The organism is Actinosynnema sp. NPDC020468 (assembly GCF_040642015.1).
Lineage (GTDB): Bacteria > Actinomycetota > Actinomycetes > Mycobacteriales > Pseudonocardiaceae > Actinosynnema.
On record NZ_JBFAEO010000002.1, the window covers coordinates 303,035 to 329,911 of the forward strand.

General features: G+C 72.9%; 17 protein-coding genes. 6 read left to right on the forward strand and 11 right to left on the reverse strand.

Going from position 1 to position 26,877, the window contains the following annotated elements:
- The first annotated feature begins 705 nt into the window (after positions 1-705).
- Entirely contained in the window at positions 706-2,856 is a 2,151-nt protein-coding gene (locus AB0G50_RS03350) for a DUF3289 family protein (protein WP_360101727.1), read from the forward strand.
- Positions 2,843-3,442 carry a hypothetical protein gene (locus tag AB0G50_RS03355; protein WP_360101729.1) on the forward strand — a complete coding sequence of 200 codons (600 nt, stop codon included), beginning with the start codon at positions 2,843-2,845 and terminating at the stop codon, positions 3,440-3,442. The genes AB0G50_RS03350 and AB0G50_RS03355 overlap by 14 nt, the downstream gene beginning before the upstream one ends.
- 150 nt (positions 3,443-3,592) lie before the next feature.
- On the opposite strand, the gene AB0G50_RS03360 is transcribed toward AB0G50_RS03355, so the two are convergent.
- The 6 genes from AB0G50_RS03360 to AB0G50_RS03385 form a co-directional block, all read right to left on the reverse strand.
- Positions 3,593-3,973, reverse strand: a complete 381-nt coding sequence (locus AB0G50_RS03360) for an ATP-binding protein (RefSeq protein ID WP_360101731.1) — start codon at positions 3,971-3,973, stop codon at positions 3,593-3,595.
- A 111-nt stretch (positions 3,974-4,084) separates the two neighbouring features.
- Positions 4,085-4,432: an STAS domain-containing protein gene (locus AB0G50_RS03365; RefSeq protein WP_360101733.1), complete on the reverse strand. Its 348-nt coding sequence runs from the start codon at positions 4,430-4,432 to the stop codon at positions 4,085-4,087.
- The gene (locus AB0G50_RS03370; protein ID WP_360101735.1) at positions 4,429-5,454 is read right to left on the reverse strand and encodes a cobalamin-dependent protein; all 1,026 of its coding nucleotides are present in this window, start codon (positions 5,452-5,454) and stop codon (positions 4,429-4,431) included. Before AB0G50_RS03370 ends, AB0G50_RS03365 begins: the two co-directional genes overlap by 4 nt.
- Positions 5,451-7,070 (reverse strand): GAF domain-containing SpoIIE family protein phosphatase, encoded by a 1,620-nt coding sequence (locus AB0G50_RS03375; protein ID WP_360101737.1) that lies wholly within the window; start codon positions 7,068-7,070, stop codon positions 5,451-5,453. Before AB0G50_RS03375 ends, AB0G50_RS03370 begins: the two co-directional genes overlap by 4 nt.
- Positions 7,071-7,543: 473 nt before the next feature.
- The gene (locus AB0G50_RS03380) at positions 7,544-8,707 is read right to left on the reverse strand and encodes an MFS transporter (protein ID WP_360101739.1); all 1,164 of its coding nucleotides are present in this window, start codon (positions 8,705-8,707) and stop codon (positions 7,544-7,546) included.
- Positions 8,708-8,733: 26 nt separating this feature from the next.
- Positions 8,734-8,982 (reverse strand): hypothetical protein, encoded by a 249-nt coding sequence (locus tag AB0G50_RS03385; protein ID WP_360101741.1) that lies wholly within the window; start codon positions 8,980-8,982, stop codon positions 8,734-8,736.
- Between the two features lie 97 nt (positions 8,983-9,079).
- Here AB0G50_RS03385 and AB0G50_RS03390 point away from each other — a divergent pair, with 97 nt between their 5' ends.
- From AB0G50_RS03390 to AB0G50_RS03405, 4 genes are all read left to right on the forward strand, one after another.
- Positions 9,080-9,247: a hypothetical protein gene (locus tag AB0G50_RS03390; protein ID WP_360101743.1), complete on the forward strand. Its 168-nt coding sequence runs from the start codon at positions 9,080-9,082 to the stop codon at positions 9,245-9,247.
- A gap of 427 nt (positions 9,248-9,674) precedes the next feature.
- Positions 9,675-11,159, forward strand: a complete 1,485-nt coding sequence (locus AB0G50_RS03395; protein ID WP_360101745.1) for an aspartate kinase — start codon at positions 9,675-9,677, stop codon at positions 11,157-11,159.
- Positions 11,156-15,172 carry a Pls/PosA family non-ribosomal peptide synthetase gene (locus tag AB0G50_RS03400; RefSeq protein WP_360101747.1) on the forward strand — a complete coding sequence of 1,339 codons (4,017 nt, stop codon included), beginning with the start codon at positions 11,156-11,158 and terminating at the stop codon, positions 15,170-15,172. Before AB0G50_RS03395 ends, AB0G50_RS03400 begins: the two co-directional genes overlap by 4 nt.
- A complete protein-coding gene (locus AB0G50_RS03405; RefSeq protein ID WP_360101749.1) occupies positions 15,169-16,521 on the forward strand; it encodes a diaminobutyrate--2-oxoglutarate transaminase family protein in 1,353 nt (450 codons plus the stop codon). The genes AB0G50_RS03400 and AB0G50_RS03405 overlap by 4 nt, the downstream gene beginning before the upstream one ends.
- 1 nt (position 16,522) lies before the next feature.
- On the opposite strand, the gene AB0G50_RS03410 is transcribed toward AB0G50_RS03405, so the two are convergent.
- The 5 genes from AB0G50_RS03410 to AB0G50_RS03430 all read right to left on the reverse strand — a co-directional run bounded on the left by AB0G50_RS03410 (position 16,523) and on the right by AB0G50_RS03430 (position 26,764).
- The gene (locus AB0G50_RS03410) at positions 16,523-21,664 is read right to left on the reverse strand and encodes a trypsin-like peptidase domain-containing protein (RefSeq protein ID WP_360101751.1); all 5,142 of its coding nucleotides are present in this window, start codon (positions 21,662-21,664) and stop codon (positions 16,523-16,525) included.
- 59 nt (positions 21,665-21,723) lie between these two features.
- On the reverse strand, positions 21,724-25,083 hold the full coding sequence (locus AB0G50_RS03415) for a DUF4082 domain-containing protein (protein ID WP_360101753.1): 3,360 nt from the start codon (positions 25,081-25,083) through the stop codon (positions 21,724-21,726).
- Positions 25,084-25,368: 285 nt separating this feature from the next.
- A complete protein-coding gene (locus AB0G50_RS03420) occupies positions 25,369-25,512 on the reverse strand; it encodes a hypothetical protein (protein WP_360101755.1) in 144 nt (47 codons plus the stop codon).
- Positions 25,513-25,515: 3 nt separating this feature from the next.
- Complete coding sequence (locus AB0G50_RS03425) at positions 25,516-26,085, reverse strand: hypothetical protein (RefSeq protein ID WP_360101757.1); 570 nt, start codon at positions 26,083-26,085, stop codon at positions 25,516-25,518.
- A gap of 217 nt (positions 26,086-26,302) precedes the next feature.
- A complete protein-coding gene (locus AB0G50_RS03430) occupies positions 26,303-26,764 on the reverse strand; it encodes a hypothetical protein (RefSeq protein WP_360101759.1) in 462 nt (153 codons plus the stop codon).
- Positions 26,765-26,877: the final 113 nt, after the last annotated feature.

The window sequence follows — 26,877 nt, forward strand, 5'->3', positions numbered from 1 at the left end:
CCCCGACAAGGCCTCGCACGCCACCCACCCGCCCGCGAGCCACGAGCACCCGTCGCGTTCGGGAAACCGCTGCGGACACCCGTGAACCCGGTCTCGCAAGCGGCCGGCGAGACTCCCCGAGCTGCCCAAGCGCTCGGGCGATCGGCGGCGGTGACCCGTTCGAGCAGAGTCTCGCCGTCCTCACCTTGCAGCGTTTATCACGTCGGGGCGATTCCCCGGTCATTTCGACAGTGCAGTGGCATTCTGGGCCAGACTATTGTGTCGGGGGTGAGCGGACGTCGGATCAGCAGACGATGGTGTTCGCCGGCGTCGCACAGATCCTCGAAGTCGATCACGGTGCCTGTCCCCGCATCCCCATCGGGATCACAGCCTGCGGCTGTAGCACCGGATCATGACCGCCTTTTCGGGACATCTCCCCAAACCGGCTGACCAGGAGGTTGCCCATCCGGTCGGTCGAGCACCTATCCCGGCAGCCGCAGTCGCGTGGGATCATGTTGTCTTCACAAACAGTTCACAACCCGAATGGCTGCTGCCTTGCTGCACAGTCGAAAAGTATGTTCAGCACATATTTATCCACGATGGGGACAGTTGTCCATCCCCCGCCGAGTGGATCCAGGCGGGCGGGAATGGAAACGACGAGCAATGAGGGCGGCTGCCGCCCTGATGGCGGCCGCCGATCCGCACGCACCAGACTGAGAGGTAACAGTGCACAGAAGCGTCGCCGTGCCCCTCGGCGCGGCCTTACTCCTTCTCCTCGGCACGGCCGTGCCCGCCGTCGCGGGAACCCCCGGCAACGGCGCGGCCACCGACGGGGCGACGCTCTACCACGACAACACGGTCGACGTCTCCTACCGCCAGGTCGCCCCCGGCGACGCGACGTGGAGCCAGGTCCCGGCCGCCCTCCGCGACAGGGCGACGGAGGGCTCTTACGTCGCCCGGCTCCAGCTCGAGAACGTCTCCGATCACCCCGTTTCCCAGTGGTCGCTGACTTTCGAGCTCTCCGACCGCATCACGGACACCTCCGCCGCGAAGCTCGCCGCCCCCCAGGGCGTGCGCACGACGCTCCAGGGCGTCGGCCCTGCGAACACCCTGCAACCGGGCAGGACCGAGACCGTCTGGTACCGCGCCGAGCCTGGCACCACGACCGATACCCCGACCTGGGCGTCCTTCGCCGAGCACGGCGTCTCGCCGACGGTGGACACCGACGGCGATCGCCTCCCCGACGACCTGGAGGTGCGCGCCCGGCTCAACCCCAAGTCCCAGGACACCGACGGCGACGGCCTCTCCGACTTCGCCGAGCTCGGCTACCGCTTCAGCAGCCCGCTCAAGGCCGACACCGACGGCGACGGCGTCAAGGACGGCGCCGAGGACCCCGACAAGGACGGCCTCACGACCGCCCGCGAGCTGGAGCTCCGGACGGAGCCCGCCAACGACGACACCGACCGGGACGGCCTCGCGGACGCCCGCGAGCTGGAGCTCCGCACGGAGCCCACCAAGGCCGACACCGACGGCGACGGCGTCCAGGACGGCGAGGAGACGAGGCTCAACACCTCTCCCAGCGCCAAGAACTCCACCTTCGACGTGACGCGCCGCGCGGACGGCGGCACCACCACCGCCGAGGCCGCGCTCGAAGACCTGCGCGCCGAGCAGGTCGGCGGCTTCCAGGTCACCAGGCTCCCCGCCGAGCAGCGGGAGTTCCCGACGTCCACTCCGGGCTACCTCGGCAACGGCTTCCAGCTCTCCGCTCCCGCAGACCACGCCGCAAGGCTCACCTTCCGCCTCGACCCCGACCGTACGAAGGGCACCGCACCGGCCCTCTACCGCTACGACGAGAAGGGCCGCCACCTGGTCAAGCAGTCGGGCCAGCAGCGCGACGGCAGCACGATCACGGTCACTGCCACGGACTACGGCTCCGCCAAGTACGTCGTCCTCGACAGCGACGCCTTCGACAAGGCGGGCCCCGACGCCCCCGGCAAGCGAATCCCGGACGGCGGAGACCCCGGTGACCCGCCCCCGACCGACATGCTGATCCACCAGTCGTCCTTCCTCGAGGGCCACCGCAAGGCACCCGACCCCCGGCACCCGCCCGTCCCGGCCGACCCGCGCGTCGCCGACGACCTCACCTTCAACGACTACGACTTCGACAAACTCACCGACCTCGGCTGGGAGTTCTGGGTCGCCCGCATCACGCCCGAGTCCTGGATGTGGGCCGAGTTCAACGACATCATGAACTTCGGCAAGCTCGGTGCCGACGCCGACTACGCCCAGTCCGTCGATGACCTCCGCGACGCCTTCCGCTACGGCCGCGGCGGCCAGAGCGCGGGCAAGGTCACCGTCGACGACAACTTCGACCCCGGCCGCTACCTCTACCGCGGCTCCGGCACCGCCCTCTCCCGTGCCGTCGGCGCCTCACCGCAGGAGAAGGTGTACACCGACAAGGCCGGCCAGATCATCAAGCAGTCCCTCGTGGACAACAAGGGCCGCACCGATCAGCTCAAGGTCCAGGAGGACCTCTCCAGGAACTTCCTCTTCCAGGAGTTCTACAGCCAGGACGTGAAGTTCCCGGTGTACGACTTCTCGCTCTGGGACGCCAACCAGCGCGCCCTCGCCATCGCGATCCACCAGTTCCAAGGCCACACGATCGCGCTGAAGGACTACAAGGTCGAGGGCAACTCCTTCTCCGGCAAGCTCCTCTTCCACTCCTACGACCACTTCGGTCTCGACCCGGACGACGAGATCACGGAGTACGGCTTCATCGACTGGTTTACGCTCCAGCACTATGACCGGTTCGACGGGAAGTACCCCCCGGCGATCGCGCAGGCGGACATCGAGATCCCCATCAGTGGCACATTCTGAGCTCGCCGACCTGATGCCCCACAAGCGCTCGCCGGTCCGGGTCCTGGTCATCACGCTGCTCGTCGTGACGGTCGGGTACCTGGCCTGGCGGGTCGCCGTCCTCGCGGGCCTGGAGGCCCACTTCGGCGGCGGCCTCGATGAGAAGCGCTTCACCCGACTACAGCAGGAGTACGACCGCCACGAGGACGCCTTCGCCCAGGCCGACACCCGGATGCGGACGCTGATCGCGGAACACCCCCGCGCCGAACGCATCGCCTGGAGCCAGTACCGAACCTGCGTCCGCGAGCCCGGCCGCCCCTCCGACACGTGCACGACGACACCCCCGCGCGACCAGGAGGTGTACGACGCCCTGTGGGGCGTCAGCGTGATCCTCTACCAGTCCAAGGACGAGGGCCGCACGTTCTACCGCTTCTACCACGAGGACCCCCCGCGCTACACGATCATGCGCGCCCCCGAGGACACCGCGGCGGAGGCCGAGGAGTACGCGAACGCCCGCGGCTTCCGCTCCACCCGCCCCCTTGGGCCCGGCTGGACGATCCTCGGCCCGATCGAGGACATCGGCCGCGAGGAGAAGCAGTTCCCGTAGGTGGAGGCCCTCGGTACTGGTGGACTCGCACGGTCAACCGTGGCCTGTCCCCCGAGGAGTCCAGTCCGCCGGCGACCGACTCGGTGGTCCAGGCGATCACCGAGTCGGAGTGCTCGTGTCCGAGGCGCGACCGTGGCCCCGGTCGTCGGGTCAGGGGCGGGGGCCGGGGAGATCGGCCCAGACGGTTTTGCCGTGGGGGGAGTGGTCGACTCCCCAGGCGAGGGCCAGGTTGTCCACGAGGACCAGGCCTCGGCCTCGGTGTTCGCCCAGGCGGGAGTGGCCGATGATCAGTTCGTCGTGGGTGCTGTCGTCCACCTCGATGCGGACCAGGGTGCCTCGGCGCACGCGCAGGTGGCGGGGTTTGTCGGCGTGGTCGAACGCGTTGCTCACCAACTCGGTCACCACGAGCAGGCAGTCGTCCAGGTCGTCGGCGTGGAGGTCGTCGAGCAGCCCGCGCACCCATCCGCGGATGGTGGCGAGCGGAATGCCCTCTACCGCCAGTTGCGGCGCCCCGTCCTCGACGGCAGCCATGGTTCCCACTCCTGTCCGGGCGGGACTCGTCGTCGCGGGCGTCCCCCGGGCCTCGCGACGGTGGTGCCGCACGTCGTGCGTGGTACCCGGGTCGTGGACGGTTCAAACACCTCAGTTGTCGCGGCGTCGCCTGGTGTCCGGCGCCGGGTTCGTGAGGTGCAGGAACGTGTTGGTGCGCTTGAGCAACCGGTCGAGCGCGGCGGACCGGTTGACCAGGCTCAGCCGGACGTCGGCCGCGTGCAGCCGGCGTTGCACGAGCAGCAGCGTCGACAGGCCGTAGGAGTCGCAGAAGCCCAGTTCGGCGCAGTCCACGCGGACCTCGGCGACCAGGGTCAGCACGTCGTCCACGATCGCGACCAGCTCGTCGCCGGTCTCGTAGGCGAGTTCACCCCGGATCACGACGTGCGCGACCGCGCCGTCGACCGTGCTGGTGAACGTGGGTGTGGCAGGAGTTCTCATGCGGTGGATCCGTGGTGGTGCGAGGCGGACAGGGCGTCGGTCAGCAGCCGGACCGCGCGCGGGAAGTCGCGCAGTTCGGCCGCCAGCAGGTCGAGGGCGGGCGGGAGGAACACCGGTGGCACGCCGCGGGCGTCCAGGATGTCCGCCGTCCAGCTTATAAAACCGGTGAACAGGTCCGCGTCGTCCACGTACAACGACGTCGCGAGGTAGTCCACGATGTGCGCCAGGTCCGACGCGGTGTGCTCCCGTTGCAGGTCGGAGTACTCGCGCACGGCCGGAAAGCGCTCCTCGAGCCCGGTCAGCACGGCCTTCACCAGCTGCGCCGAGGTGCGGCTGACGATCGTGTACTCCTGGTCGGCCAGGTGCGGCAGCACGTCGATCGGCTGCCGACCGTCCCGCGGCCGCGGCACGGAGCGCAGCAGGTCGGCGGCGGTGCGCGCGTCGGGCGCCCACAGGTCCGCGCCGAGCAGCCGGGCGTACCGGCCGTCGGGGCCGAACGCGCTGCCGCCGACCAGCACGGGCGTGCCGGCGGCCTGGCAGGCGGTGATCGTCGCGTGCGCGTCGGGCAGCCGGGGCGCGAGCGACCCGGACAGCGCCACCACGTCCGGACCGGTCCGGTGCAGGTGGGTGACCAGGTGCGGGGCCGGCACCTGGGCGCCGAGGTAGTCCACCCGGAACCCGCGCAGCCGCAGCACCTCGGCGAGCAGTCGCGCGGGCAGCGCGTGCCACTCGCCGGGCAGGCACGCCACCGTCACGTGGCCCCTGGTCGGCGTGCCGCGGTCGAGCCCGGCGGCGACGGCGGCCACGACGCGCTCGTTGATCGCGGTCGCGGCGTGCTCCTGGGCGACGGTCAGCCGGTTGGCCGCCCACTCGACGCCCACCTTCGCCTGCACCGCGCCCACCACGTCGAGCAGCGCGGACTCCACGTCCAACCCCGCCCGCAGCGAGTCCAGGACGACGTCGGTCGCGGTGTACTCGTCACCGGCGACCACCGCGTCCCACAACAGGTCGGCGGGCGTCACGGGGTGAACCGCCCGCGCCCGTGCCCCCCGACCGCGCTCAGGTGCCGCCCGCGCGGCGCGGTGATCGCCAGCACGGCCATGTCGTCGTGCGCGCCGGACCCGACCCACTGGGCGGCGAGCATGTGCACGTGCTCGGCGATCGCGTCCGCGGGCATGCCGGCGCACGCGGCCAGCGCGTGCTTGAGCCGGTGCTCGCCGAACATCTCGCCGCCGAGCGGCCCGCCCCTGGCCTCGGTGATGCCGTCGGTGTAGAGCAGGCACGTCTCGCCGGGCGCGAGCACCACGGTCGCGGTGGTGGACGGGATGTCGGCGAGCGCGCCGACCAGCGTGCCCGTCGTGTCCGCCTCGTCCACGTCGCCGTTGTTGCGCACGATCAGCGGCGGCAGGTGGCCCGCGCTGGTGAGCCGCAGCCGCACCTCCGCGCCGGTGCGCACCACGGACGCCAGCACGAGCGTGACGAACCGGGTGTGGTGCGAGGTGAGCAGCGCGTTGTTCAACAGGTCGAGCACCTGCTGGTGGTCGTCGGCCATCGGCAGCAGTGCCTGCACGGTGGTGCGGACCTTGCCGGTCAGCACGGCCGCCTCCAGGCCCTTGCCGCACACGTCGCCGAGCACCGCGAGTGCCTCGGCGTCGCCGTCCTCGCGTTCGACCGGGTGCACGTCGTAGAAGTCGCCGCCGACCCGCTCGGTGTCGCCCGCCGGTCGGTAGCGGCCCGCGAACTCGATGCCGCCGACGTCGCGCAACGTGGGCGGGAGCAGTTCCCGCATCAGGGTTTCGGTGATCGACGCCTGCCGGGTGAACATGTGCGCGGCCGACATCGCGGTGCCCGCGCGGGAGGCGAACAGCCGGGCGAACACCTCCTCGTCCTCGGTGAACACGGGCTCGCCCGCGTGCCGAAGGAGGATCAGCGCCCCCGCCGGCACGCCGTGGCCGGGCAGCGGGGTCACCACGATCGAGCCGACGTCGCCGAAGCCGTCCGGCGCGAGCCAGCCGGGGGCGCTCGCCGGATCGATCCAGCGCGACGGCACCGGCGGGAACCCGCGCAGCGCCTCGCCGAGCCCGGCGACCTCGTCCGCGTCGATCCGCGTCCGGACCTGCTCGGGCTCGCCGTCGCGGGCGCACCGGGTCACGGTCGACTCGCGGTGGCTGCCGGCGCTGATCACCAACGCGGCGTCCGCGAGGTGGCGCGCGGCGAGTTCGGCTGTGATGCGCATGCACCGCTCGGGGTTCAACGAGGTCAGCAGGGCGGACGACACGTCGGCCAGCAGCGCGGCCCGGCCCTGTTCGACCTGGAGCGCCTCCCTGGCCAGCCGCACGTCGGTGTCCTCGACCAGCCACCAGGTGACCGACCGGTCGTCGTGCGCGACGGGGTGGGCCTCGAAACTGCGGTCGCCGACCGAGCCCGCCACCGGGACCACGAGGTCGTCCGGCGCGCTCACGAAGCGGTCGTGCGCGTCGGCGAGCCAGCCGACCTCGGCGACCGGACCGCCGGGCTCGAGCAGCAGGGCGGTCGCGGCGTCGTTGGCCGCGCGCACCTCGCCACCCGCTCCGACCAGCACGGACGGGTAGGGGGCGTCCTGCCAGGCCTGCACGTCGGCCACCGACGGCGTTTCCACGACACGCTGCGTATCCACCACGACACGGGTCGACCGGAGTCGAATCCCCTCACCTCACCTGTTCGGACGACAGATCGAAAACCGCCCACAGTGTCCCGCGCGGACGCGGGGGGTGGCAAGGCGGGCGGTCCCCTCGGCGTGGCGCGGGGTCCGGTGCGCCCCGATCGGAGGCACCGGACCCGCGTGGCGCCTACCGCCCGGGATGCGGTCGCGGTGCCCGATGTTCTTGGCGTGCCAACCCTTGGAGAGGCTTTCGTGGACGTCGGTGAGCCGGGCACCCGCCTCGACCACGAACGCGCGCCCGCCCTCAGGGTTGGTTGTCGCCTTCTCGCGCGTGGTCTGGTCTGTCAGCCGCGGTGTCAGGCGAAGGGCGGCTCGTGCCTCGCCCGGCGCGAGCCGCCCTCCGGTGTCGAGGCACGTGCGCGCGCAGGCCTCGTGGTGAGAAGTGCTGGGGTGGTGAGGAGTTCGCTGTGTCAGGCGGGCACGCGCACGGCCCCGGCACGTCGGTGCAATCGGCCCGCGGCGAGCGCCACGCCCAGTCCCGACACGGCCAGCAGGCCGCCGACCCAGTTCGGCGCGGTGTAGCCGAGTCCGGCGTCCAGAGCCGCGCCGCCGAGCCACGCGCCGAGCGCGTTGCCCAGGTTGAACGCGGCGATGTTCGCGGCCGAGGCGAGCGCGGGCGAACCCTCCGCCTGACGCATCACCCACGTCTGGAGCGGTGGCACGGTGGCGAAGCCGGCGGCGCCGAACAGCAGGATGGTGATCGCGGCCGGCCACCGGGCGTGCGCGGTGAACACGAAAGCGAACAACACCACCGCGAGCAGGCCGAGCGTGCCGAACACGGCGGGCAGCACCCGGCGGTCCGCGGCGCGTCCGCCCAGCACGTTGCCCACGCACAGGCCGATGCCGAAGAGGATCAGCAGCCACGTCACGGCGCCGGTGGAGAACCCGGCCACCTCGGTCATCATCGGGGCGATGTAGGTGAAGGAGGCGAACACGCCCGCGTACCCCAGCGTGGTCATCGCCAGCGCCAGCCACACCTGCGGCTCGCGGAACACGGCCAGCTCGCCGCGCAGCCCGGTGGTCGGGCGCGGGGTCGACGGCACCAGCGCGGCGATCCCGATCAGCCCGAGCACGCCGAGCGCGGAGACCGCCCAGAACGTCGAGCGCCAGCCCCACTCCTGGCCCAGCGCCGTGCCCAGCGGCACGCCCAGCACGTTGGCGACGGTCAAGCCGGTGAACATCATCGCGACGGCGCCGGCCTTGCGGTGCGGCGGCACGAGTTCGGCCGCGACGACCGAGCCGATGCCGAAGAACGCGCCGTGGCACAGCGCCGCGACGGCCCGGCCGGCCATCAGCACGGTGTAGTCGGTGGCCAGGGCGCAGAGCACGTTGCCCGCGATGAACACGCCCATCAGCGCGAGCAGCACCGTCTTGCGGGACAACCGGGAGCCCGCCATGGTCATCAGCGGCGCGCCGATCACGACGCTGAGGGCGTAGCCGGACACGAGCAGCCCGGCCGCCGGGATCGAGACGCCGAGGTCGCCCGCCACGTCGGGCAGCAACCCGACGACGACGAACTCCGTGGTGCCGATCCCGAAGGCGCCGACGGCGAGGGCGAGCAGTGCGAGCGGCATGATCTCCCCTGGGAGTGTGGTGGCGGTCAGATCCGGCGCGGCGCGACGTCGTCGGGCGTGCCGAGGCGCTGCGTCGGCAGGTCGCGGACCTCGCGCACGAAGTGGCGCGCGCCCCGCGCGCCGAACTCGCCCGCGATCACCTCGGACGGGGTCGGCACCGCGGTCGCGGACGCGGCGTGGTCCACAATGGACTTGTCCGGGAAGCGGGCCGCCTCGCCGCTGCCCGCCGACGCGCCGGTCACCACGACCACCTCGCCGTTCGGCGTCAGGTACACGACATTTCCTCCTTCGTCTCCGGGATGGTTTCTACTGTCACGAATCGGAAACCGGAATTCAAAGAAGAATTGTCTTTCGCTGCCATAGAATCGGCTCATGTCCACGCCACGTCAGGTGGAAAGCCTCACCGCGATCGTGGGCCGGGGCTCGTTCACCGCCGCCGGTGATCCTCGGCACGCGGGCACCCTGCGCGACGGGGTGCTCGCGGGGCGGGCGGACCTGGCGTTCAGGCCGCTGTCCGTCGAGTGGCCCAACCCGCGGTAAGGCGCACCCTCGAGGGCTCCGGACCATGTGAGCAGTCGACTGAAATGCGTTCCGGAGGAAACTTCGTGACCTTTTCCGGAGGTCTCCTACGACGGGACGACGGGGCTTTTCCCGGCGAGTGGCACGAACCGTGCGAAATGGGGCAGGTCGACCCGCGGGCACCCGGTTTTCCCAGCTGGGAGGGCCGTTCGGGCCACGCCGAACCGGTGGTACGGCGGTTCAAACCAGCCGAATGTGTTGTCACCGCCTCGTTTCGCATAATCCTTCCGGAGGGTGTCCGGGGTGGACCGCGGTGCGCTACGTTCGGATTCTCTGCTCCATTCCGAACGGCGCGTGGGACGCGCCTCCGGTCAGCGGACGGCTCGGGCCGCCGGCAGTTGTCCCCTGACCTGGGTAAAAAACGCGGAGGATTACCTTGGAACGGGACATGTCCGAATTAGTGGCGGGCGGCGCCGCGCTCGTCGTGCGCAAGTACGGCGGTTCGTCGCTGTCCACACCGGACCGGGTGCGGTCCGTGGCACGGGCGTTGGCGGACCTGGTCGCGGCGGGCCGGCGGGTGGTCGTGGTGGTGTCGGCGATGGGCCGCGCCACGGACCGGCTGCTCGCGGTGGCGGGCGAGTACGCCGAACGGCCCGAGCCGCGCGAGGTGGACCAGTTGACCGCCACCGGCGAGCAGGTGTCGGCCGCCGTGCTGGCGGTGGCACTGGGTGATCTCGGGGTGCGCGCGTGCTCGCTGACCGGTGATCAGGCCGGGATCGTGGTGACCGGCCGGCCGGGTGCCGGCGTGATCGAGCGGATCGACACCGACCGCGTGCTGGGCCGGCTGCGGCGGTGGCAGGTGGTCGTGGTGGCCGGGTTCCAGGGTCGGACCCGTGACGGCGACCTGCTCACCCTCGGCCGCGGCGGCTCGGACACGACGGCGGTCGCCCTGGCCGCCGCGCTGGGCAGCGCCGACTGCGAGATCTGCACCGACGTGCCGGGCGTGCACACGGCCGACCCGCGCGCGGTGCCGGGCAGCAGGCGGCTGCCCGAGGTGTCCTACGACGTCATGGCCGAGCTGGCGGGCAACGGCGCGAAGGTGCTGCACCCGAGGTCGGTGGCGGTGGCCGAGCGGCACGGCGTCCGGGTGCGGGTGCTGCACTCGGCGTGGCCGGTGGCCGGCACGACCGTCGCCGCGCTGCCGCTGGAGGAGCCGCACCGGGTGGTCGGGATAGCCCACGAGCGCGACCTGCGGCTGGTGACGCTGCACCCGGCGCGCGGCGCGGAGGCGTTGGCGCTGCTGGTGGAACGCGGCCTGCACCCGGACGTCCAGTCCTGGCAGGACGGTCGCGGCTTCCGCTTCGCGGTGCGCGGCCGGGCGCCCCTGCGCGCGCTGGTCGACGGGGTGGCCGGTGAGCTCGGCGCGCGGTGGTCGGTGGAGGAGGACCTGGGCGCGGTGTCCCTGGTGGGCGTCGGCCTGTTCGACGACCGCCGCTACCTCACCGGGGTGCTGCGCGTGCTGGCCGACCTCGGTGCCCCGGTCACCACGGTGACCACCTCGTCGTCGCGCTTCACCGCCGTGCTGCCGGCGGACCTGGTGGAGCCGGCGGTCCGCGCGCTGCACGAGGCGTTCCTGCCACCACCGACCACACCGGACCCGGTCGCCGCCGAGGTGGCCGACCACCTCGGCGACTTCGCGCGCCCGCCGGACCGGACGCCTGCCGGCTTCGTGCCTCCGCCCGCCACACCGGGTGCGGTGGCCGACCGGGCGTCCGACCGGCTCGCGGCGGCGGACGTGGTGCCGCCGCGTGCCGGGTCGGCGGCGGACACCGCGCTTTCCTCACCTGACCGGGTTTCCCCCGCGGACGTGGTGCTGCCCTCGCCCACGTCCGCGGACCCGTCGGCCGACGTCGTGGCGGAGGAGGCGCGGTGAGCGCGCGTGAGGGTGGCGTCGGCACGGCCGTGCTGACCTGTCCCGGCGCGGACCAGGCGGCGCGGTGGCGGCCGGGTGAGCGGTTGGAGGAGGTGTTCGAGGAGTACTGCGACCGGCATCCCGAGCGGCTCGCGGTGGACTGCGCCCAGGCGCGGTTGACCGTGGCCGGGTTGGACGCGGTGGCCAACCGGGTCGCGCACCACCTGCGCGCGCTCGGGGTGGTGCCGGGTGATCGGGTCGGGTTGCTGGTCGACCAGCCCGCGCGGGCCTACGGGGCGATGCTCGCGGTGATGAAGGCCGGAGCGGTCTACGTGCCGCTGGACGCGGCGTTCCCGGACGATCGGCTCGCCTACATCGCCGAGGACGCCGGGTTGCGCGCGGTGCTGACGCTGTCCGCCGGGCGGGACCGGTGGCGGGGTGTGCCGGTCGACGTGGTGTGCCTGGACGAACTCGACGCCGTCCTGGCCGGGTTGCCCGCGACCAGGCCGACCTCCGAGGACAAGGGCGGCGCGGCGGACGGGCTCTGCTACGTCGTCTACACCTCCGGTTCCACCGGGCGGCCGAAGGGCGTCACCGTCGGGCACTCGGCGATCTGCAACTTCGTGCGCGCGGCGGGCGAGGTGTACGGGATCGAGCCGGGTGACCGGGTGTACCAGGGCATGACGATCGCGTTCGACTTCTCGGTCGAGGAGATCTGGGTGCCGCTGCTGGCGGGCGCGACCCTCGTGCCGCGGCCGCCGGGCGCCGCGCTGGTCGGGCACGAGCTGGGGGAGTTCTTGCGGCACAACGGGATCACCGCGTTGTGCTGCGTGCCGACGCTGCTCGCCACGCTGGACGACGACGTGCCGGACCTGAGGTTCCTGCTGGTGTCCGGCGAAGCCTGCCCGGAGGACCTGGTCGACCGCTGGCACCGGCCGGACCGGCGGTTCCTCAACGTCTACGGCCCGACCGAGGCGACCGTCACCGCGACCTGGACCCCGGTGCGACCGGACCGGCCGGTGACCATCGGGGTGCCGCTGCCGACCTACTCGGTGGTGGTGCTCGACCCGGACGGGCCGCGCGCCCTCGACCGCGGCGAGACGGGCGAGATCGGCATCGCGGGCATCGGCCTCGCCACGGGGTACCTGAACCGGCCGGACCTGACCGAACGCGCGTTCGTGCCGGACTTCCTCGGCCTGCCGGACAACCCGTCCGGCCGGATCTACCGCACCGGCGACCTCGGCCGGGTCGGCGCCGGCGGCGAGGTCGAGTACCTGGGCCGGATCGACACCCAGGTCAAGATCCGCGGTTACCGGGTCGAGCCGACCGAGGTGGAGTCCGTGCTGCTCCAGGTGCCGGGCGTGGCGCAGGCGGTGGTCGAGCCGCACCGGCCGGAACCCGGCGTGGTCGAACTCGTCGCCTACTACAGCCTCCGGCGCGACGCGGTGGACCCCGGCGCGGAGGAGATCTACCGGCGGCTGCGCGACCGGCTGCCCGGGTACATGGTGCCGACCCACCTCGAGCGGCTCGACCTGGTGCCGATGACGCCGAGCGGCAAGGCGGACCGGCGCAACCTGCCGCCGCCCCGGTCCGCGCGCGGCCTGGCGTCGGGCCGGCCGCACGTGCCGCCCGCCGACGGCGTGGAGCGCGACCTGGCGGACGCGCTGGCCCGGGCGCTGCGGGTGGAGCGGGTGTCGGCGGACGCGGACTTCTTCGCCGACCTCGGCGCGGATTCCCTGCTGCTGGCCCGGTTCTGCGCCGGCGTCCGCCGGGACACCGACCTGCCGCCGGTGCCGATGCGGGACGTGTACGCGCACCGGTCCGTGCGGGCGCTCGCGGCGGCACTGGCCGACGCGCCGGTCGAGGAGGCCTCCGAACCCGCGGTCGCCGTGCTGCGGGCCGGCACCGCGCGGTACCTGCTGTGCGGGCTCGCCCAGGCGTTGGTGTTCCTGGCCTACGCGTGCGGCGCGGGCCTGCTGCTGGACACCGGGCTCGGCTGGGTCGCCGACGCGACCGGACCGCTCGACGGCTACCTGCGCGCGGTCGCGGCGGCCGGTGCCGGCTTCGCGGCGGTGTGCCTGCTGCCGATCGCGGCCAAGTGGGTGCTGATCGGCCGGTGGACGCCGGGGGAGTTCCCCCTGTGGGGCCTGCGCTACCTCCGGTTCTGGACGGTGCGGACGTTGATCGCGTTCAGCCCGCTCGCGCTGTTCGTCGGCTCGCCGCTGTACGCGCTGTACCTGCGCGCGCTGGGCGCGAGGATCGGCGCGGGCGCGCTGTTCCTGACCCGGTACCCGCCGGTGTGCGCGGACCTGCTGACCGTCGGCGCGGGAGCGGTGGTGCGCAAGGACTCCTACCTCACCGGGTACCGGCTGCACGGCGGCCGGGTGCGGACCGGGCGGGTCACGCTGGGCGCCGGCGCGTTCGTCGGCGAGATGTCCGTGCTGGACGTGGACACCGCGCTCGGCGACGACGCGCAGCTGGGCCACGCCTCCTCGCTGCACGTGGGCCAGTCGGTGCCGGCGGGCGAGGTCTGGCACGGCTCGCCCGCCCGACCCTCCACAGTGGACTACCGGGTGCTCGCGGACGGCCCGGCGCGACGCGGCCGGCGGGTGGTGTTCGGACTCGGCCAACTGCTCGTGCTGCTGCTCGTGCCGCTGCCCGCAGTATTGCTGGGCACGGACGTGGTGATCGCACTGGTCGGCGACACGACGGTGCTCACCGGCGCGGCGGCGGTGCGGGCCGCGCTCCGGGACTCGGCGGTGCTCTACTTCGGCGGTCTGGTCGCGGGCCTGCTCGCGGTGCTCACCGTGCCGAGGCTGCTCGCGCCGCTGCTGCGCCCGGACCGCGCGCACCCGCTCTACGGGTGGCGCTACTCGGCGCACCAGGCGGTGTTCCGGCTGACCAACCTGCGGGCGTTCACCTACCTGTTCGGCGACAGCTCGGCGATCGTGCACTACCTGCGCGCGCTGGGCTACCGGCTCGGCCGGTTCACCCAGACCGGCTCGAACTTCGGCGTCGAGATCCGGCACGAGTCGCCCGCGCTGTGCGAGGTGGGCGTGGGCACGATGGTGTCCGACGGGCTGTCCCTGCTCAACGCCGAGTTCTCGGCCACCTCGTTCCGGCTGCGCCGGGTGCGGGTGCCGGGGAAGGCCTTCCTGGGCAACAACATCGCCTACCCGCCGGAGGCGAAGGTCGGCGCGGACTGCCTGCTCGCCACCAAGGTGCTCGTGCCGCTGGACGGCCCGCCGCGCACCGGTACCGGACTGCTCGGCTCGCCCGCGTTCCCGATCCCGCGCACGGTGGCGCGGGACACCGGGTTCGCCGGGGTGGACGCGGCACGCGGGGTGGCGGGCAAGAACCGGCACAACGCGGTGACCGCGCTGGTGTACCTGCTGGTGCACTGGGCGCAGGTGTTCGGCGTGGTGCTGATCGGGGTCGCCGCCGGTCGGCTGCACACCCGGGTCGGCTGGCTCTCGACCGCCGCGGACCTCGTGCTCACCGTGGTGTTCTCGGTGTGCCTCCTGGTGCTCGCCGAACGCGCGGTCCAGGGTTTCCGCCCGCTGCGACCGCGGTTCTGCTCGATCTACGACCCGGTGTTCTGGCGGCACGAGCGGTTCTGGAAGCTCAGCGCCGGCCGCTACCTGGTGCTGTTCAACGGGACACCGCTGAAGAACGCGCTGTGGCGGCTGCTCGGCGTGCGGATCGGGCGGCGGGTGTGCGACGACGGCTGCGCGATACCGGAGAAGTCCCTGGTGGCCATCGGCGACGACTGCTCGCTCAACATCGGCAGCACCGTGCAGGCCCACTCGCTGGAGGACGGCGCCTTCAAGTCCGACCACGTCGTGCTGGGCGCGGGCGTGACGGTGGGCACCGGCGCGTTCGTCCACTACGGAGCATCACTCGGCACGGACGCGGTGCTCGAACCCGACTCTTTCCTGATGAAGGGCACCGAGGTGGCCGAGGGCTCGCGGTGGCGGGGCAACCCCGCCGTCGAGCTGACCGGCGCCGGGTCGCCCGTGCGGAGGACGCCATGACGCTGATCGACACCGACTACCCGCTGGTCGTCACCGACCTGCCGGGACCGAGGTCGGCCGAGTACCTCGACCACCAGGCGCGCTGGGAGTCCAACGCCCGCAGCTACCCGCGCCGGCTGCCGATCGCGCTCGCCGAGGGGTTCGGCAGCTTCGTGCGCGACGTCGACGGCAACGTGTTCCTGGACTTCCTGTCCGGCGCGGGCGTGCTCGCGCTGGGGCACAACCACCCCGAGGTCGCGGAGGCGGCCGCCGGGCGGTTGCGGGTGCTGACCCACGGGCTGGACTTCCCGACGTCGGCCAAGCGCGAGTTCCTGGACGCCCAGATCTCCATGCTCCCGGCCGGGATGCGGGACCGGACCAAGGTGCACTTCTGCGGCCCGACCGGGGCGAACGCCGTCGAGGCCGCGCTGAAGCTGTGCAAGACGGCGACCGGACGCGGTGGCGTGGTGGCGTTCCAGGGCGGCTTCCACGGGTCGACGCACGCGGCCATGGCGCTGTCCGGCCTGGTGTCGCAGAAGGAACCGGTGGCCGACGGCATGCCGGGCGTGCACTTCTTCCCCTACTCCTACTGCGGCCGCTGCCCGCTGGGCCTGCGACCCGACTCGTGCCAGGTCAACTGCGTCGGCTACCTGGAGAAGGCGCTGCGCGACGGCAACGGCGGCGTGGCGACACCGGCCGCCGTGGTGGTCGAGATGGTGCAGGGCGAGGGCGGGATGATCCCGGCACGGCGCGATTTCGTGCGCCGGCTGCGCGCCCTCACCGCCGAGCTGGACATCCCGTTGGTGGTGGACGAGGTGCAAACCGGCTGCGGGCGCACCGGAACGTGGTTCGCCTTCGAGCAGTACGACATCGAGCCGGACGTGGTGGTGGCGTCCAAGGCGTTGAGCGGCATCGGGTTGCCGGTGTCGATCATCCTCTACGACCGGAGGCTCGACACCTGGGCACCCGGCGCGCACACCGGCACGTTCCGGGGCAACCAGCTCGCGTTCGCGGCCGGTGTGGAGATGGTGCGGATCGTGCGGCGGGACGACGTGTTGGGCAACGTGCGCCGGCGTGGCGAGCAGTTGCGCGCCCGGCTCGGTGAGCTGGAGACCAACCCGTGGGTGCGCGAGGTGCGCGGCCGCGGCCTGATGTGGGGCGTCGAACTGGCCGACCCGGTCGACGGCCGGCCTGCGGGCGACCGGGCGGCGGCGGTGCAGACCCACGCGTTGCGGCACGGCCTGATCGTGGAGGTCGGCGGCCGCGACGACGGCGTGGTCCGCCTGATGCCCCCGCTCAACGTGACCGCGCGGGTGGTCGACCGGGCGGCCGACATCCTGCTGGCCGCGGTGGCCGCCTGCTGCACCTGAGTCAGTGCACCGGGGTGTCCGGTGCGTCGGGGAGCTGGTCGGCGGTCAGGTACGCGTCGAGTTCGTCGGCGCCGAACCGGCACAGCCGGATCGCCCACCAGATCCGGTCCTCGGCGACACCGGACACCCGGAAACTCCCGTTCGGCAGCACGGTGATCCGGCCGTCGGCCCACATCGCGTGGGTGGACAGCAGTTCGCCGGTGGTGGTGTCGAACCGGCGGATCCGCCCGTCGTCGGATTCCGTCAGCAGCACGCCGTCGGCGCTGAACGACACCGACCCGACCCGGTCCAGGTGCCTGCGGAGTTCGTGCACCGGTTCCCCGTCCAGGGTCCAGATTCGGACCCTGCCGCGGTCCGACGCGGTCGCGACCACGTTCGCGCCCGGGTCGAACGCCACGGCGGTGATCGAGCCGTCGTCGGTTTCCAGCACGACGGGCGGCTTGGCCCACTCGGTCGGCCACAGCCGCACCGTGCCGTCGGCGTGGCCGGTCGCCACCAGCCGGTCGTCGGGCGACCACGCCACGGCGGTCACGTTCCCGGTGCCGCGCAACGAGATCACCGGCTCGCCGGCGGACACCTGCCACACCTCGGCCACCTCCGAGTCGGACCTGGTCAGGAGTCCGGTGCCGTGCGGTGAGAACACCATCCCGCGCACCCGTCTCCCGAAGGACCACGGATCGGCCGCCGACCCGTGGTCCAGCGGCCACACGCGGACCAGCCCGTCCTTGCCGATCGTCGCGAGCAACCGCCGGTTCGGCGCGAACTCGACCGCCAACGTCCAGTTGGTCTCCGCGTTGAACGTCGTCACGGTGCCGTCCTGCCGCACCACGAACACCCCGACGCCCGCGGTGCCGTAGGCGACCCGTCCGTCGGAGTGGGCGACCGCGGTCACGTTCTCCGGCGCCCAGCGCTGGTCGACCCGGTCGGTGGTGAGATCCCAGACGTCGCAACCCACGTCGCCCGCCCGGATCGCGTACCGACCGGAGGTGACCGCGTGAGCCTCGGGCGACCGGCCCTGCGACCGCCGCAGTGCCGGACCGTCGACGCTCCACCGGGTGACCTCGCCGTCGCCGCGACCGGTGGTGATCACCTCGCCGTCCGGGGAGAGCGCGATCGCGCGCAGGTCCCGGCCGAGGGTGAGCGCGGTGGGAGGGGTGCCGCTCCCGATCTCCCACAGCTGCACGCGATCGGTGGACACCGTGACCAGCAAGCGGTTGTCGGGCGAGTACGCGAGCCCGCGCAGGCGTTCGTCGTGACCTGCCACCAGGGAGAGCACCGCGCCGGTCAACGACCACAGGCGGGTGCAGTGGTCGCCCGACGAGGTGGCGAGAGTCGTGGAGTCCGGCGAGAACACCACTCCGGACACCGCGCCGAGGTGGTCGGCGAGCACCCGCTCCCGGCGGCCGGCCACGGCGTCCCAGAGGACCGCGGTGTTGTCGTCCGAGGCCGTGGCGAGCCAGTTGCCGTCGGGGGAGTAGGCGACGGACCGCACCCGCCGGGCGTGACCGGTCAGCTCCCGCACCTCGTTCCAGCCCGAGGTTTCCCAAACCCGCGCGGTGCAGTCGGAGGACGCGGTCGCGAGGCGGGTGCCGTCCGGCGAGTAGGCCAGGGAGTTGACCGCCGCCGAGTGCGCCCTCCACGTCCGCACCACACCACCGAGTTCGACGTCGTACACCACCACCCAGCCGTCCCTGAGCGCCACGGCCAGCGTGCGCCCGTCCGGCGAGAACGCCACGTCGGCGATCCGGCCGAGCGGCCACAGCACGCTCAGCGGTGTCAAGGAGTCCGGGTCGACCAACTCCACGTGCGCGGTGCGCGCGATCGCCAGCAGCTCACCCGAGGGGGAGTAGGCCAGCGCCTGCACCGGAGTGGTCGGTGGTGTGAGGTGGCTCCGGAGCGGGTCGCGGCCGAGCACGGCGGCCTCGGCGGTTCCGGTGGCCGGGACGTCGGCCACGCCGATCAGCGCGGCGCCGCGCCAGTCGGTGTCGGCGAGCACCGCGTTCCTGAGGCTGCCGCCGAACATCCGGACCCCGCGCAGCGTCGCGCCGGTCAGGTCCGCGCCGGTCAGGTCCCGGTCGACCAGGCGCTGCCCGGTCAGGTTCGCGCCGCGCAGCACCGCGCCGCGCAGGTCCAACGCGCTCAGGTCGATGACCCGAACGTCCACATCGGACAGTGTGATCGGCGTGCTGGAGCCGAGCCTGCGCACCACGTCCGCCGCGTTCTGCTTGGCCTGTTCCGAGGACTGGGGTTCGGCCAGCACCCGTTGCGCCCAGTCGAGGGCGGCCTGGTGGCCCGCCATGTCGCAGAAGAAGTCCACCATCAGGCGGGACATCCGGCGGGTCGCGACCGGGTTGGCCGGGTCGTCCAGCCCGGTCGACGCGACCTTCGCCACCAGCCACTCGACCACCGACTGGTGCACGAAGGCGAAGCCGCCGTCCTCGTTGCGCACCAACAGGGTTCCGGAACCGACCGCGTGCGCGGCCTCGTCGTGCGAGTAGCCGCGTTCGGCCAGCCGGGTCAGCACGGTGGCGGCGGTGGCGGTGAGGTCGGTCGCCGGGATGGTCGTCGCGGTGCCCTCCCACAGCTTCAGCGCCAGCACGACGCACGCGTCCAGGCGTTCGTGCTCGTCCAACGACGACACGCCCATCTTGTGCTGCTGCCGGTCGGCCTCGTGCAGCAGCCAGTAGTCGACCAGTTCCCGGTACAGCTCGGCCGCGCTGATCTGGCCGTGCCGGCGCTGCACGGCGCGCAACCGCTCCTCGTCCAGGTCCGCGATGAACGACAGCATCCGGGGGTTGCGGGACAGGCCCAGCAGGTCCCGGATCGCGCCCAGCAGGTCGAACCGGCGGTCCGCGCGGTCGGCGTCGCCGTTGTAGTGGCGCACCAACCAGTCCCGGATCTGGTCGTCGGTGAAGTCCTCCAGCACCACCACGCGACTGGCGTTGAGCGACGCGACCCGCGCGCCCAGCGCCGTGCGCACCTGGTCGGTGGAGCGGAAGTGCTGGGTGCGGCTGGTCAGCACCACCTTGGCCCGATCGGTGACCGCCTGGAGCAACGTCGTCAGGTAGTCGGTCGCGTTGTCGTAGCCGACCCGCAGCTCCAACTCGTCGAAACCGTCGAACAGCAGCGCGAGCCGGCCCGAGGAGATCATGTAGCGGAGCTTCTTGACCCCGAGGTCCTCGACGCCCTGGTGCACCAGGTGCTGCGCCAACAACTCGTCCAGCGTCGGCGCCTTCTCCAGGCTGCGCAGCTCGACCAGCACCGGCAGCAACCCGGCCCGCCGGCGTGGCAGCTCGCGGGTCAACTGGCGCAGCAGGAACGACTTGCCACGCCCGAAATCGCCCAGCACCACCACGAACCGCGCGGTTTCCTGGCCGAGCCAGTCCACCACCCGCTCCAGCACGTCCTCGCGGATCTCGCCGCCGGCCTCGTCGGTGTAGCGCTGGGCCACGTACAGCGCGGCCGGGTAGACGTCGTCGCGGGCGAGCCGGTTCGCCTGGCGCTCGGCCAGCGGGCGCAGGTCGAGCATTCCCTGGTACTCCACGAAACTGCGCAGCCACACGCCGTCCCGACCGGCCGTCCGCACCAGGTCGGCGGTCGCGGGCGGACCCTCGTGCACCAGTTCGGACGGCACCGCCGGGTCGGCCGCCGCGAACGAGCGGTGCACGTCGGCCACGAAGACCGCGAGCATGCGCTCGGACGCCTCGCCCTCGCCCACCCCCACCGGCCACAGCGCGACCCCGCCGCCGGGGCGCCGCTCGGAGATCCGGATGTAGCGCTGGTCCGGGAACGGCGTCACCACCGCCTCCGGGTGCTTCACCCGGGTCGCCTCCAGCACGTTGTCGAAGAACACGTCCCTCGACGTCGCGCCCCTGCGCCCGGTGGGGTTGCCGTGCGGGCCACGTCCGGGCCTGGCGAACCGCAGGGTCCGGTCGGACCACTGCTGCACCGTCCGGGCGGACGACAGCTGCACCGTCCCGGCCCTCGCACCCGGGAGGTCGTGGCCGACGGTCAGCCGGAGCCACGCCGAGTCGTACTCGTCGAGCCGCTGGAGGACGCTCTTCATCTGGTGCTTCCCGACCTCCGCGATGGAGTAGTGGTGCGTGTCGGTGATCGTGGAGTTGAGCCCCGACACCACCACCTCCAGGTCCGGGATGTCGAACACGGTCCACGGCTCGTCCGGGGTGAAGGTGAACCGACCTCGGTAGAACTCCTCGAAGGCCGCCGCGTACGGCTCCCACTTCGGCCAGTACGGCGCGACCGGCTCGCGTTCTCGGGCCCGCTCGGCGGTGAAGTAGGCGGCGCACAGGTCTTTGTTCACGTCCTGGTCGCCGGGCACCACGACCACCCGGTCGCGGTGCAGCCCGGCCTCCTCGGCGATCCGGCCCAGCAGCCCGAAGGCGTGCTCGAACTCGCTCGGCCGGCCGGCGGTGGTCAGGTCGCCCGAGTGCACGATCAGGTCCGGCCGGCCGATGTCGTCGGGCAGCGCGACGAGCGGTCCGGCCAGGTGCAGCACGGTCACGTCGCCGACCGGGTCGGATCGGTGTTCGGCCCGCAGGCCGCGCAGGCGTTCGGCCGGGATCGCGTAGCTGTCCCGGTCGCCGGCGGCCACCACGATGCCGACCACGCGACGGGTGGTCGAGTCCCACACGGCTCCACCGCTGAACCCGCGCTGCACGCGCACCGCGGCGCCGGCCACCGCGTCGAGTTGCAGCACCCGGCCGCCCACCTCGCCGCGCACCACCGCGTGCGCCCACACCCCGTCGGGCCGGTCGGCGGGGTAGCCGAACACGTCGACGGGGTGGCCGGGCGCCGGCGGGGTGGCGATGAGGCGGGCCGGTTCCGCCCGCACCGGCGAGTCCAACCGGATCGAGGCGATGTCGTCGCCGGACAGGCCCTCGCGGGCGGGTGGCGCGGCCCAGCGGTGGACGACACCGGTGGCGAACTCGTCGGTGGCCGGGAACTCGACGCGGATCGGTCCGTCGGGCAACTCGGCCGAGAGGGGATCGCGGTCGAGCGCGAGGTTCACCACGTGGGCGCAGGTGAGCACCTCGGTTCGGCCCACCAGCACTCCGCTGCCCACGATCGCGCCGGACGTGGTCCGGATGCGGACGACGGACGGGGGCAGGGAGGCGGCGGCCATGGCGATCAGTATCGCGGTCGCCGGACCCGCGACGGGTGTCGCGGGTCCGGCGCGTCGCGTCAGGCCGGGACGAACACCACGTCCGCCCAGGCGTTGACGCCGGTGGCGGTGTCCGGGAACCCGGTGCTGCCGAACCGGGAGAGCCCGTTGAGCCAGTACGTGCTCGAGGACCCGGTGCCCGGCGCGTACAGCGGCCACGCGTTCAACGGGAACTGGGCCGCCCGGCCGGACTTCACGTACACCGGCGCGAACCTGAAGACGCCCGAGGACGACGAGTACGTCGCCACGTAGGACGTGTTGCCCTCGATCGTCACGGGCTGGTCCAGGACCAGGGTCTGCCACCCCGACGCGGTCTCGTGGGTGTAGGTGCCCGTGGCGAGGACCGTGCCGCCGTCGGACCAGAGGGTGCCGGTGTGCGTGCCGGTGTCGCGCGCCGACTTGAGGAACTTCAGCGCGGTGATCTTCCCGCGACTCCGGGTGTCGAACCGGACGCCCACCTCCACCGGTCTGCCGATCTCGCTGTCGGAGGACGACAGGCCGGCGGCCTCGCTGAACAGCGAGCACGGGCACGCGCCCACCCCGGTGTCGAACCACCAGTAGCGCAGCCGGCCGATGTTCCCGGCCAGGTCGGACGCGGTGATCTCCACCTCGTAGTGCGCCTGGTTGGCCAACCGCGCGACCGGCCGCCACACCAGCGTCGCGCCGCCGTCGTTGCGGTCGGTCGTGCCCTTGATCCGGTTCCCGGTGCCGTCCGTCACCGAGATCACCGTGCTGAGATCGGACACCGGTTCGTCGAACGTCGCCGTCACCACCGACTCCGGCGCGTTGCCGGCGTAGTCGTGCGGGCTGACCGAGACGACCTCCGGCGGCCTCTCGTCGTCGGCGACGGTGAAGTCGACGTCGACCCAGTAGTTGTTGCCCTGGAACTTGGTCGGGAAGCCGCCGCCGGGCTGGAACAGGCCGTTGCCGCGGTTGACCGCGTTGCGCGCGTACAGCGGTCCGGACGAGGCGACCGCGCTGCGGTCGAAGTAGCCGTGGTCGATCGCGTAGTGGCCGTTCGGCGCGGTGTAGGAGACCACGTAGCTCAGGTGCTTCTGGATCGGCACCGGGTGCTCCAGCACCAGGGTCTGCCAGCCGGTGTCGGTCTCGCCGGTGAACGTGCCGGTCGCCAGGCGCAGGCCGTCGTCGCTCCAGACCGAGCCGGTGTGGGTGCCGGTGTTGCCCTCGCCCTTGTAGAACTTGACCGCGGTGACGAACCCGCCCTTGGTGGAGTCGAACCGGAAGCCCAGCTCGTAGGCGCCGCCGTCGTTGGCCGAGGGCACCCGCGGCCGGTAGGCGGTGCTGAACAGCGAGCACGGGCACGCGGTGTCCGGCGCGTACGCCGTGTGGAACGCCCAGTTCTCCGCCTGCGCCAGGGCGTTGCCGTTGACGTCGGCGGCGAGCACCGAGGCGTAGTAGTTCGTGTTCGGCTTCAACGGCGCGTCGGGCGTCCACCGCGCGGTCCTGCCGTCCACCGAGAACGTCCGGGTGCCGGTGATCACCCCACCGCCCAGGTCGGTCAGGGTCAGGCGCAGCGAACCCGGGTCGATCGGCTCGTCGAAGCCGAGCGTGATCGGACCGCCGACCGCCGCGCCACCCGAGTCCGGCGCCGGGTCCCGGCTCACCAGGGTCGGTTTCGCGGTGTCGCCGTTGAGACCCGTGCGGTAGACGACGTCGACCCAGTAGTTCGTGGACAGGTGGCTCGACGTCGGGAAGCCCGCGCCGGCGTGGAACAGACCGTTGGGTCCGTCGGCGCCCTCGGCGAGCGCGTGGAGCTGGCCGTAGGACGCGGCGCCCGCCGAGAAGTACTGCTGGGTGGCCGCGTAGTGCCCGTTCGGGGCGAAGTAGGACGCGACGTAGGTGGTGTTCGCCTCGACGGGCACCGGCCGGTCGAAGGTCAGGGTTTGCCAGCCCGCGCCGCTCTCGCCGGTGAACGTGCCGGTGGCGAGCTTCTGCCCGGTCGCCGACCACAGCGTGCCGGTGTGCGTGCCGGTGTTGCCCTCGCCCTTGAAGAACCGGAGCGCGGTCACCTCGCCTCGCCCGTCGAACCGGACCTTCACGCCGAGTTCGACCGCCGTGCCGTCGTCCGCGGCGGCCAGGGTGGGCGCGCTGAAGTCGTCCCAGATCGTGCAGGGGCACGCCGCCGGACGGGGCGAGCCGGTGGTGAACGGCCAGCTCCGGACGGTCGTGTAGTTGCCCGCGGCGTCCTTGACCCGCACGCTCGCGGTGTACCGGGTGCCGGCGGTCAGCTCGGCGTTCGGCACGAACTGCGCGGTCATCCCGTTGCCGGTCACCGCGGTCGCGCCCTCGACGGCCCCGGCGGGACCGGTCAGCCCGAACTCGACCGACTGCGCCAGCACCTCGTCGTACGCCGCGCTCACCACGGCGTTCAGCGGCACGCTCACCGCGCCGTCGACCGGGCCGAGCCCCAGCAGGTCGGGCGGTCGGGTGTCCTGGCCCTCCTCGGTGGACCACACGACGTCCACCCAGTAGTTCGCGTCGCCCGCGCTCTGGTCGGGGAAGCCCGCTCCGCCGCGGAACACCCCGTTCGGACCGTCGGTGCCGGTTTGCAGGCCGGTCAACGGCTCCAGGTAGCGCGGCGCGCGGGTGAAGTAGCCCGCGTCCACCGAGAAGTGCCCGGTGGGGGAGAGGTACGAGACCACGTAGGTCGTGTTGTCCGCGACCGCGACCGGCTTCGGGAACACCAGGGTTTGCCAGCCGATGCCGCTCTCGCCGCGGAACGTGCCGGTGGCGAGCTTCTGGCCGGCGGCCGACCACAGCGCGCCGGTGTGGACACCGGAGTTGCCCGGTCCCTTGTAGAAGCGCACGCCGCGGACGTAGCCCGCCGACGAGGAGCGCCACTTCACGCCCAGTTCCAGCGCGCTGCCGTCGGAGGCGTCCGGCACGGACGGCGTGTCGTCGTCGCCCCACAGGCCGCACGGGCAGGCGCGCGGCGACACGGCCGGTGTCGCGGAGGCCTGACTGGTCTGGTGGCGTTCGCCGTCGACGGTGCGGACCAGCAGTCGGGCCGTGCCGGAGGCGTTCGGGGTGTAGGTGTGGCTCCAGCTCGTCCCGCCCGCGCGCCAGGTCGCGGGGCTCCAGGTGGCGCCGCCGTCGGTGGACACCTCGACGCCCGCGACACCGTCCACATCGGACACCGTGCCGGCGAACGTGTAGTCCTTGCCGACGGTCGACGTGGGAGGCACGTCGGTGAACGCCACCGACGGGTCGGCGAGCGCGGGTCCTGCGGTGAGCGCGGGCGCGGTGGCGGCGACGACGGCGATCGCCAGCAGTCGTGCCCACCACCTCCCGGGTCTTGGTCTGGTGGTGCGGGACGAGGGCATGGTGTCGCCTTTCCCGTGCAGGTGGGGCACTTCCACGCCGGGGATCGGAGCGCGACCCGACCCCGTTACCCGGTCTGCGGACTCGGTTCGGGTATTCCGGTCAATGGCGCAACGCCGGTGGCACGAAGGGATCAGTGCGTGCGTCCGAGACCCACCCGGACGGGTGTGGCCGATCCGCCGCCCGGCCGCCCGGTGTCCACTGTGGAGGGACGTGGTAGGCGAGGTGGCGTGGAATTCGGCGGTATCCGCGATGGGGACGTCGGCGTCCGGCTGGTGGGGCACGGGAGCGGTGGTTGCGCCGAACCGGTGACGGCGGTGGGATCACGCCGTGACGCAGCGGCGCGAACTGGTGGTCGAGGGCGCCGCCGAGCACAACCTGCGGTCGGTGGACGTGTCGTTCGACCGCGGGATCACCGCCGTGGTCGGACCGTCCGGCGCGGGCAAGTCCTCGCTGGTCTTCGACACGCTCTACCACGAGGCGCGCCGCCGGTTCGTGGAGACGCCGGCCGCCGGCGCGGGCTCGCCGCGGGGCAGGCCGGCGCGGGTGCGGGCCATCCGGGGGCTCGACCCGGCGGTCGCGGTGTCGCAGAACGTGGTCAACCGCGATCCCCGGTCGACGGTCGCGACGGCGCTCGGCGTGCACCCGTACCTGCGGGTGCCGTACGCGACGTCCGCGGACCGGCGCTGCGGTCGGTGCGGCGAGCTGACCGCCGTGGCGTCGCTGGAGGGACAGCCGGCCGCGCTCCGCGGGCTGGTCCACTCCGGGCCGGTGGACGTGGTCGCGCCGCTGGTGCGCGGCGTGGTCGGGTCGCACCGCCGGCTGCTCGCCGCGCCGGCCGACCGGTTCGGGTCGGTGGTGGTCGACGGTCGCCCGTGGCGCGGCGCGCCGCCGGACCCGTCGGCCCCGCACGACGTCGAGGTCCCGGTGGGCACGGCCGCGCCCGGCGACGACCCCCGGACCTGGCGCGCGCTGGTCGCGGGGGTGGCCGACCTCGGCGTGCCGCAGGTGACGTTCGTGGCGGCCGGTGTCCGGCGCACGCTGTCCCGCGCGCCGGTGTGCACCGAGTGCGGCGCGGACGTGCCGACCGTGCGACCGCAGGACTTCCGGGGCGACGGACCCGGCGTCGGGCACGAGCCGGCCGGCGTCGCGTTCGCCGCGCTCGCCGTGCTGACCTCGCCCGACGTCCCGGAGCGCGCGGCCCGCGGTGGCGCACGTCCGCCGCCGGCTGGACGCGCTGTGCTCGCTCGGCTTGGGCTACCTGCCGCTGGACCGGCCCTCGCCCACGCTCTCGCGCGGCGAGGCGCAGCGGTTGCGGCTCGCGGTGATCCTCGCCGACGACGTCGAGGACCTGCTGCACGTGGTGGACGAGCCGACCACCGGCCTCGGCGACGAGCAGGTCGCCGCGCTGGTGGCCAGGCTCGCCGAGCTGCCCGGCCCGGTGGTGCCGGTCGAGCACGACCGCACGGCGGTGGCCGCCGCCGACCACGTCGTGGAACTGGGTCCGGCGGCCGGACCGGGTGGCGGCCGGGTCACGTTCGAGGGCACGCCGGAACGGCTCTGGCGGTCCGACACGGGCACCGGCCGCTGGTTCTCCGGCCGCGACCGGCTCGACCGGGTGCCCGCGAAACCGTTGGGGGACAAGAAGCTCGTCGTGCGCGGCGGGTACGCGCACAACCTGCGCGACGTCGACTGCGAGTTCCCGGTCGGCGCGCTCACCGCGGTGACCGGCCCGTCCGGCGCGGGTAAGACCACGCTGGTGCGCGACGTGCTGGTGGCCTCGCTGGTGGCGGGCGAACCCCGGGGCTGCGTGGCGCTGGAGGGCGGTCCAC

What these genes read in the sequence shown, in the direction of transcription:
- AB0G50_RS03360 (WP_360101731.1), bottom strand. Translation starts at nt 3,973, where the DNA reads ATGGCTGCCGTCGAGGACGGGGCGCCGCAACTGGCGGTAGAGGGCATT.
- AB0G50_RS03365 (WP_360101733.1), bottom strand. Translation starts at nt 4,432, where the DNA reads ATGAGAACTCCTGCCACACCCACGTTCACCAGCACGGTCGACGGCGCG.
- AB0G50_RS03380 (WP_360101739.1), bottom strand. Translation starts at nt 8,707, where the DNA reads ATGCCGCTCGCACTGCTCGCCCTCGCCGTCGGCGCCTTCGGGATCGGC.
- AB0G50_RS03390 (WP_360101743.1), top strand. Translation starts at nt 9,080, where the DNA reads ATGTCCACGCCACGTCAGGTGGAAAGCCTCACCGCGATCGTGGGCCGG.
- AB0G50_RS03395 (WP_360101745.1), top strand. Translation starts at nt 9,675, where the DNA reads ATGTCCGAATTAGTGGCGGGCGGCGCCGCGCTCGTCGTGCGCAAGTAC.
- AB0G50_RS03405 (WP_360101749.1), top strand. Translation starts at nt 15,169, where the DNA reads ATGACGCTGATCGACACCGACTACCCGCTGGTCGTCACCGACCTGCCG.
- AB0G50_RS03410 (WP_360101751.1), bottom strand. Translation starts at nt 21,664, where the DNA reads ATGGCCGCCGCCTCCCTGCCCCCGTCCGTCGTCCGCATCCGGACCACG.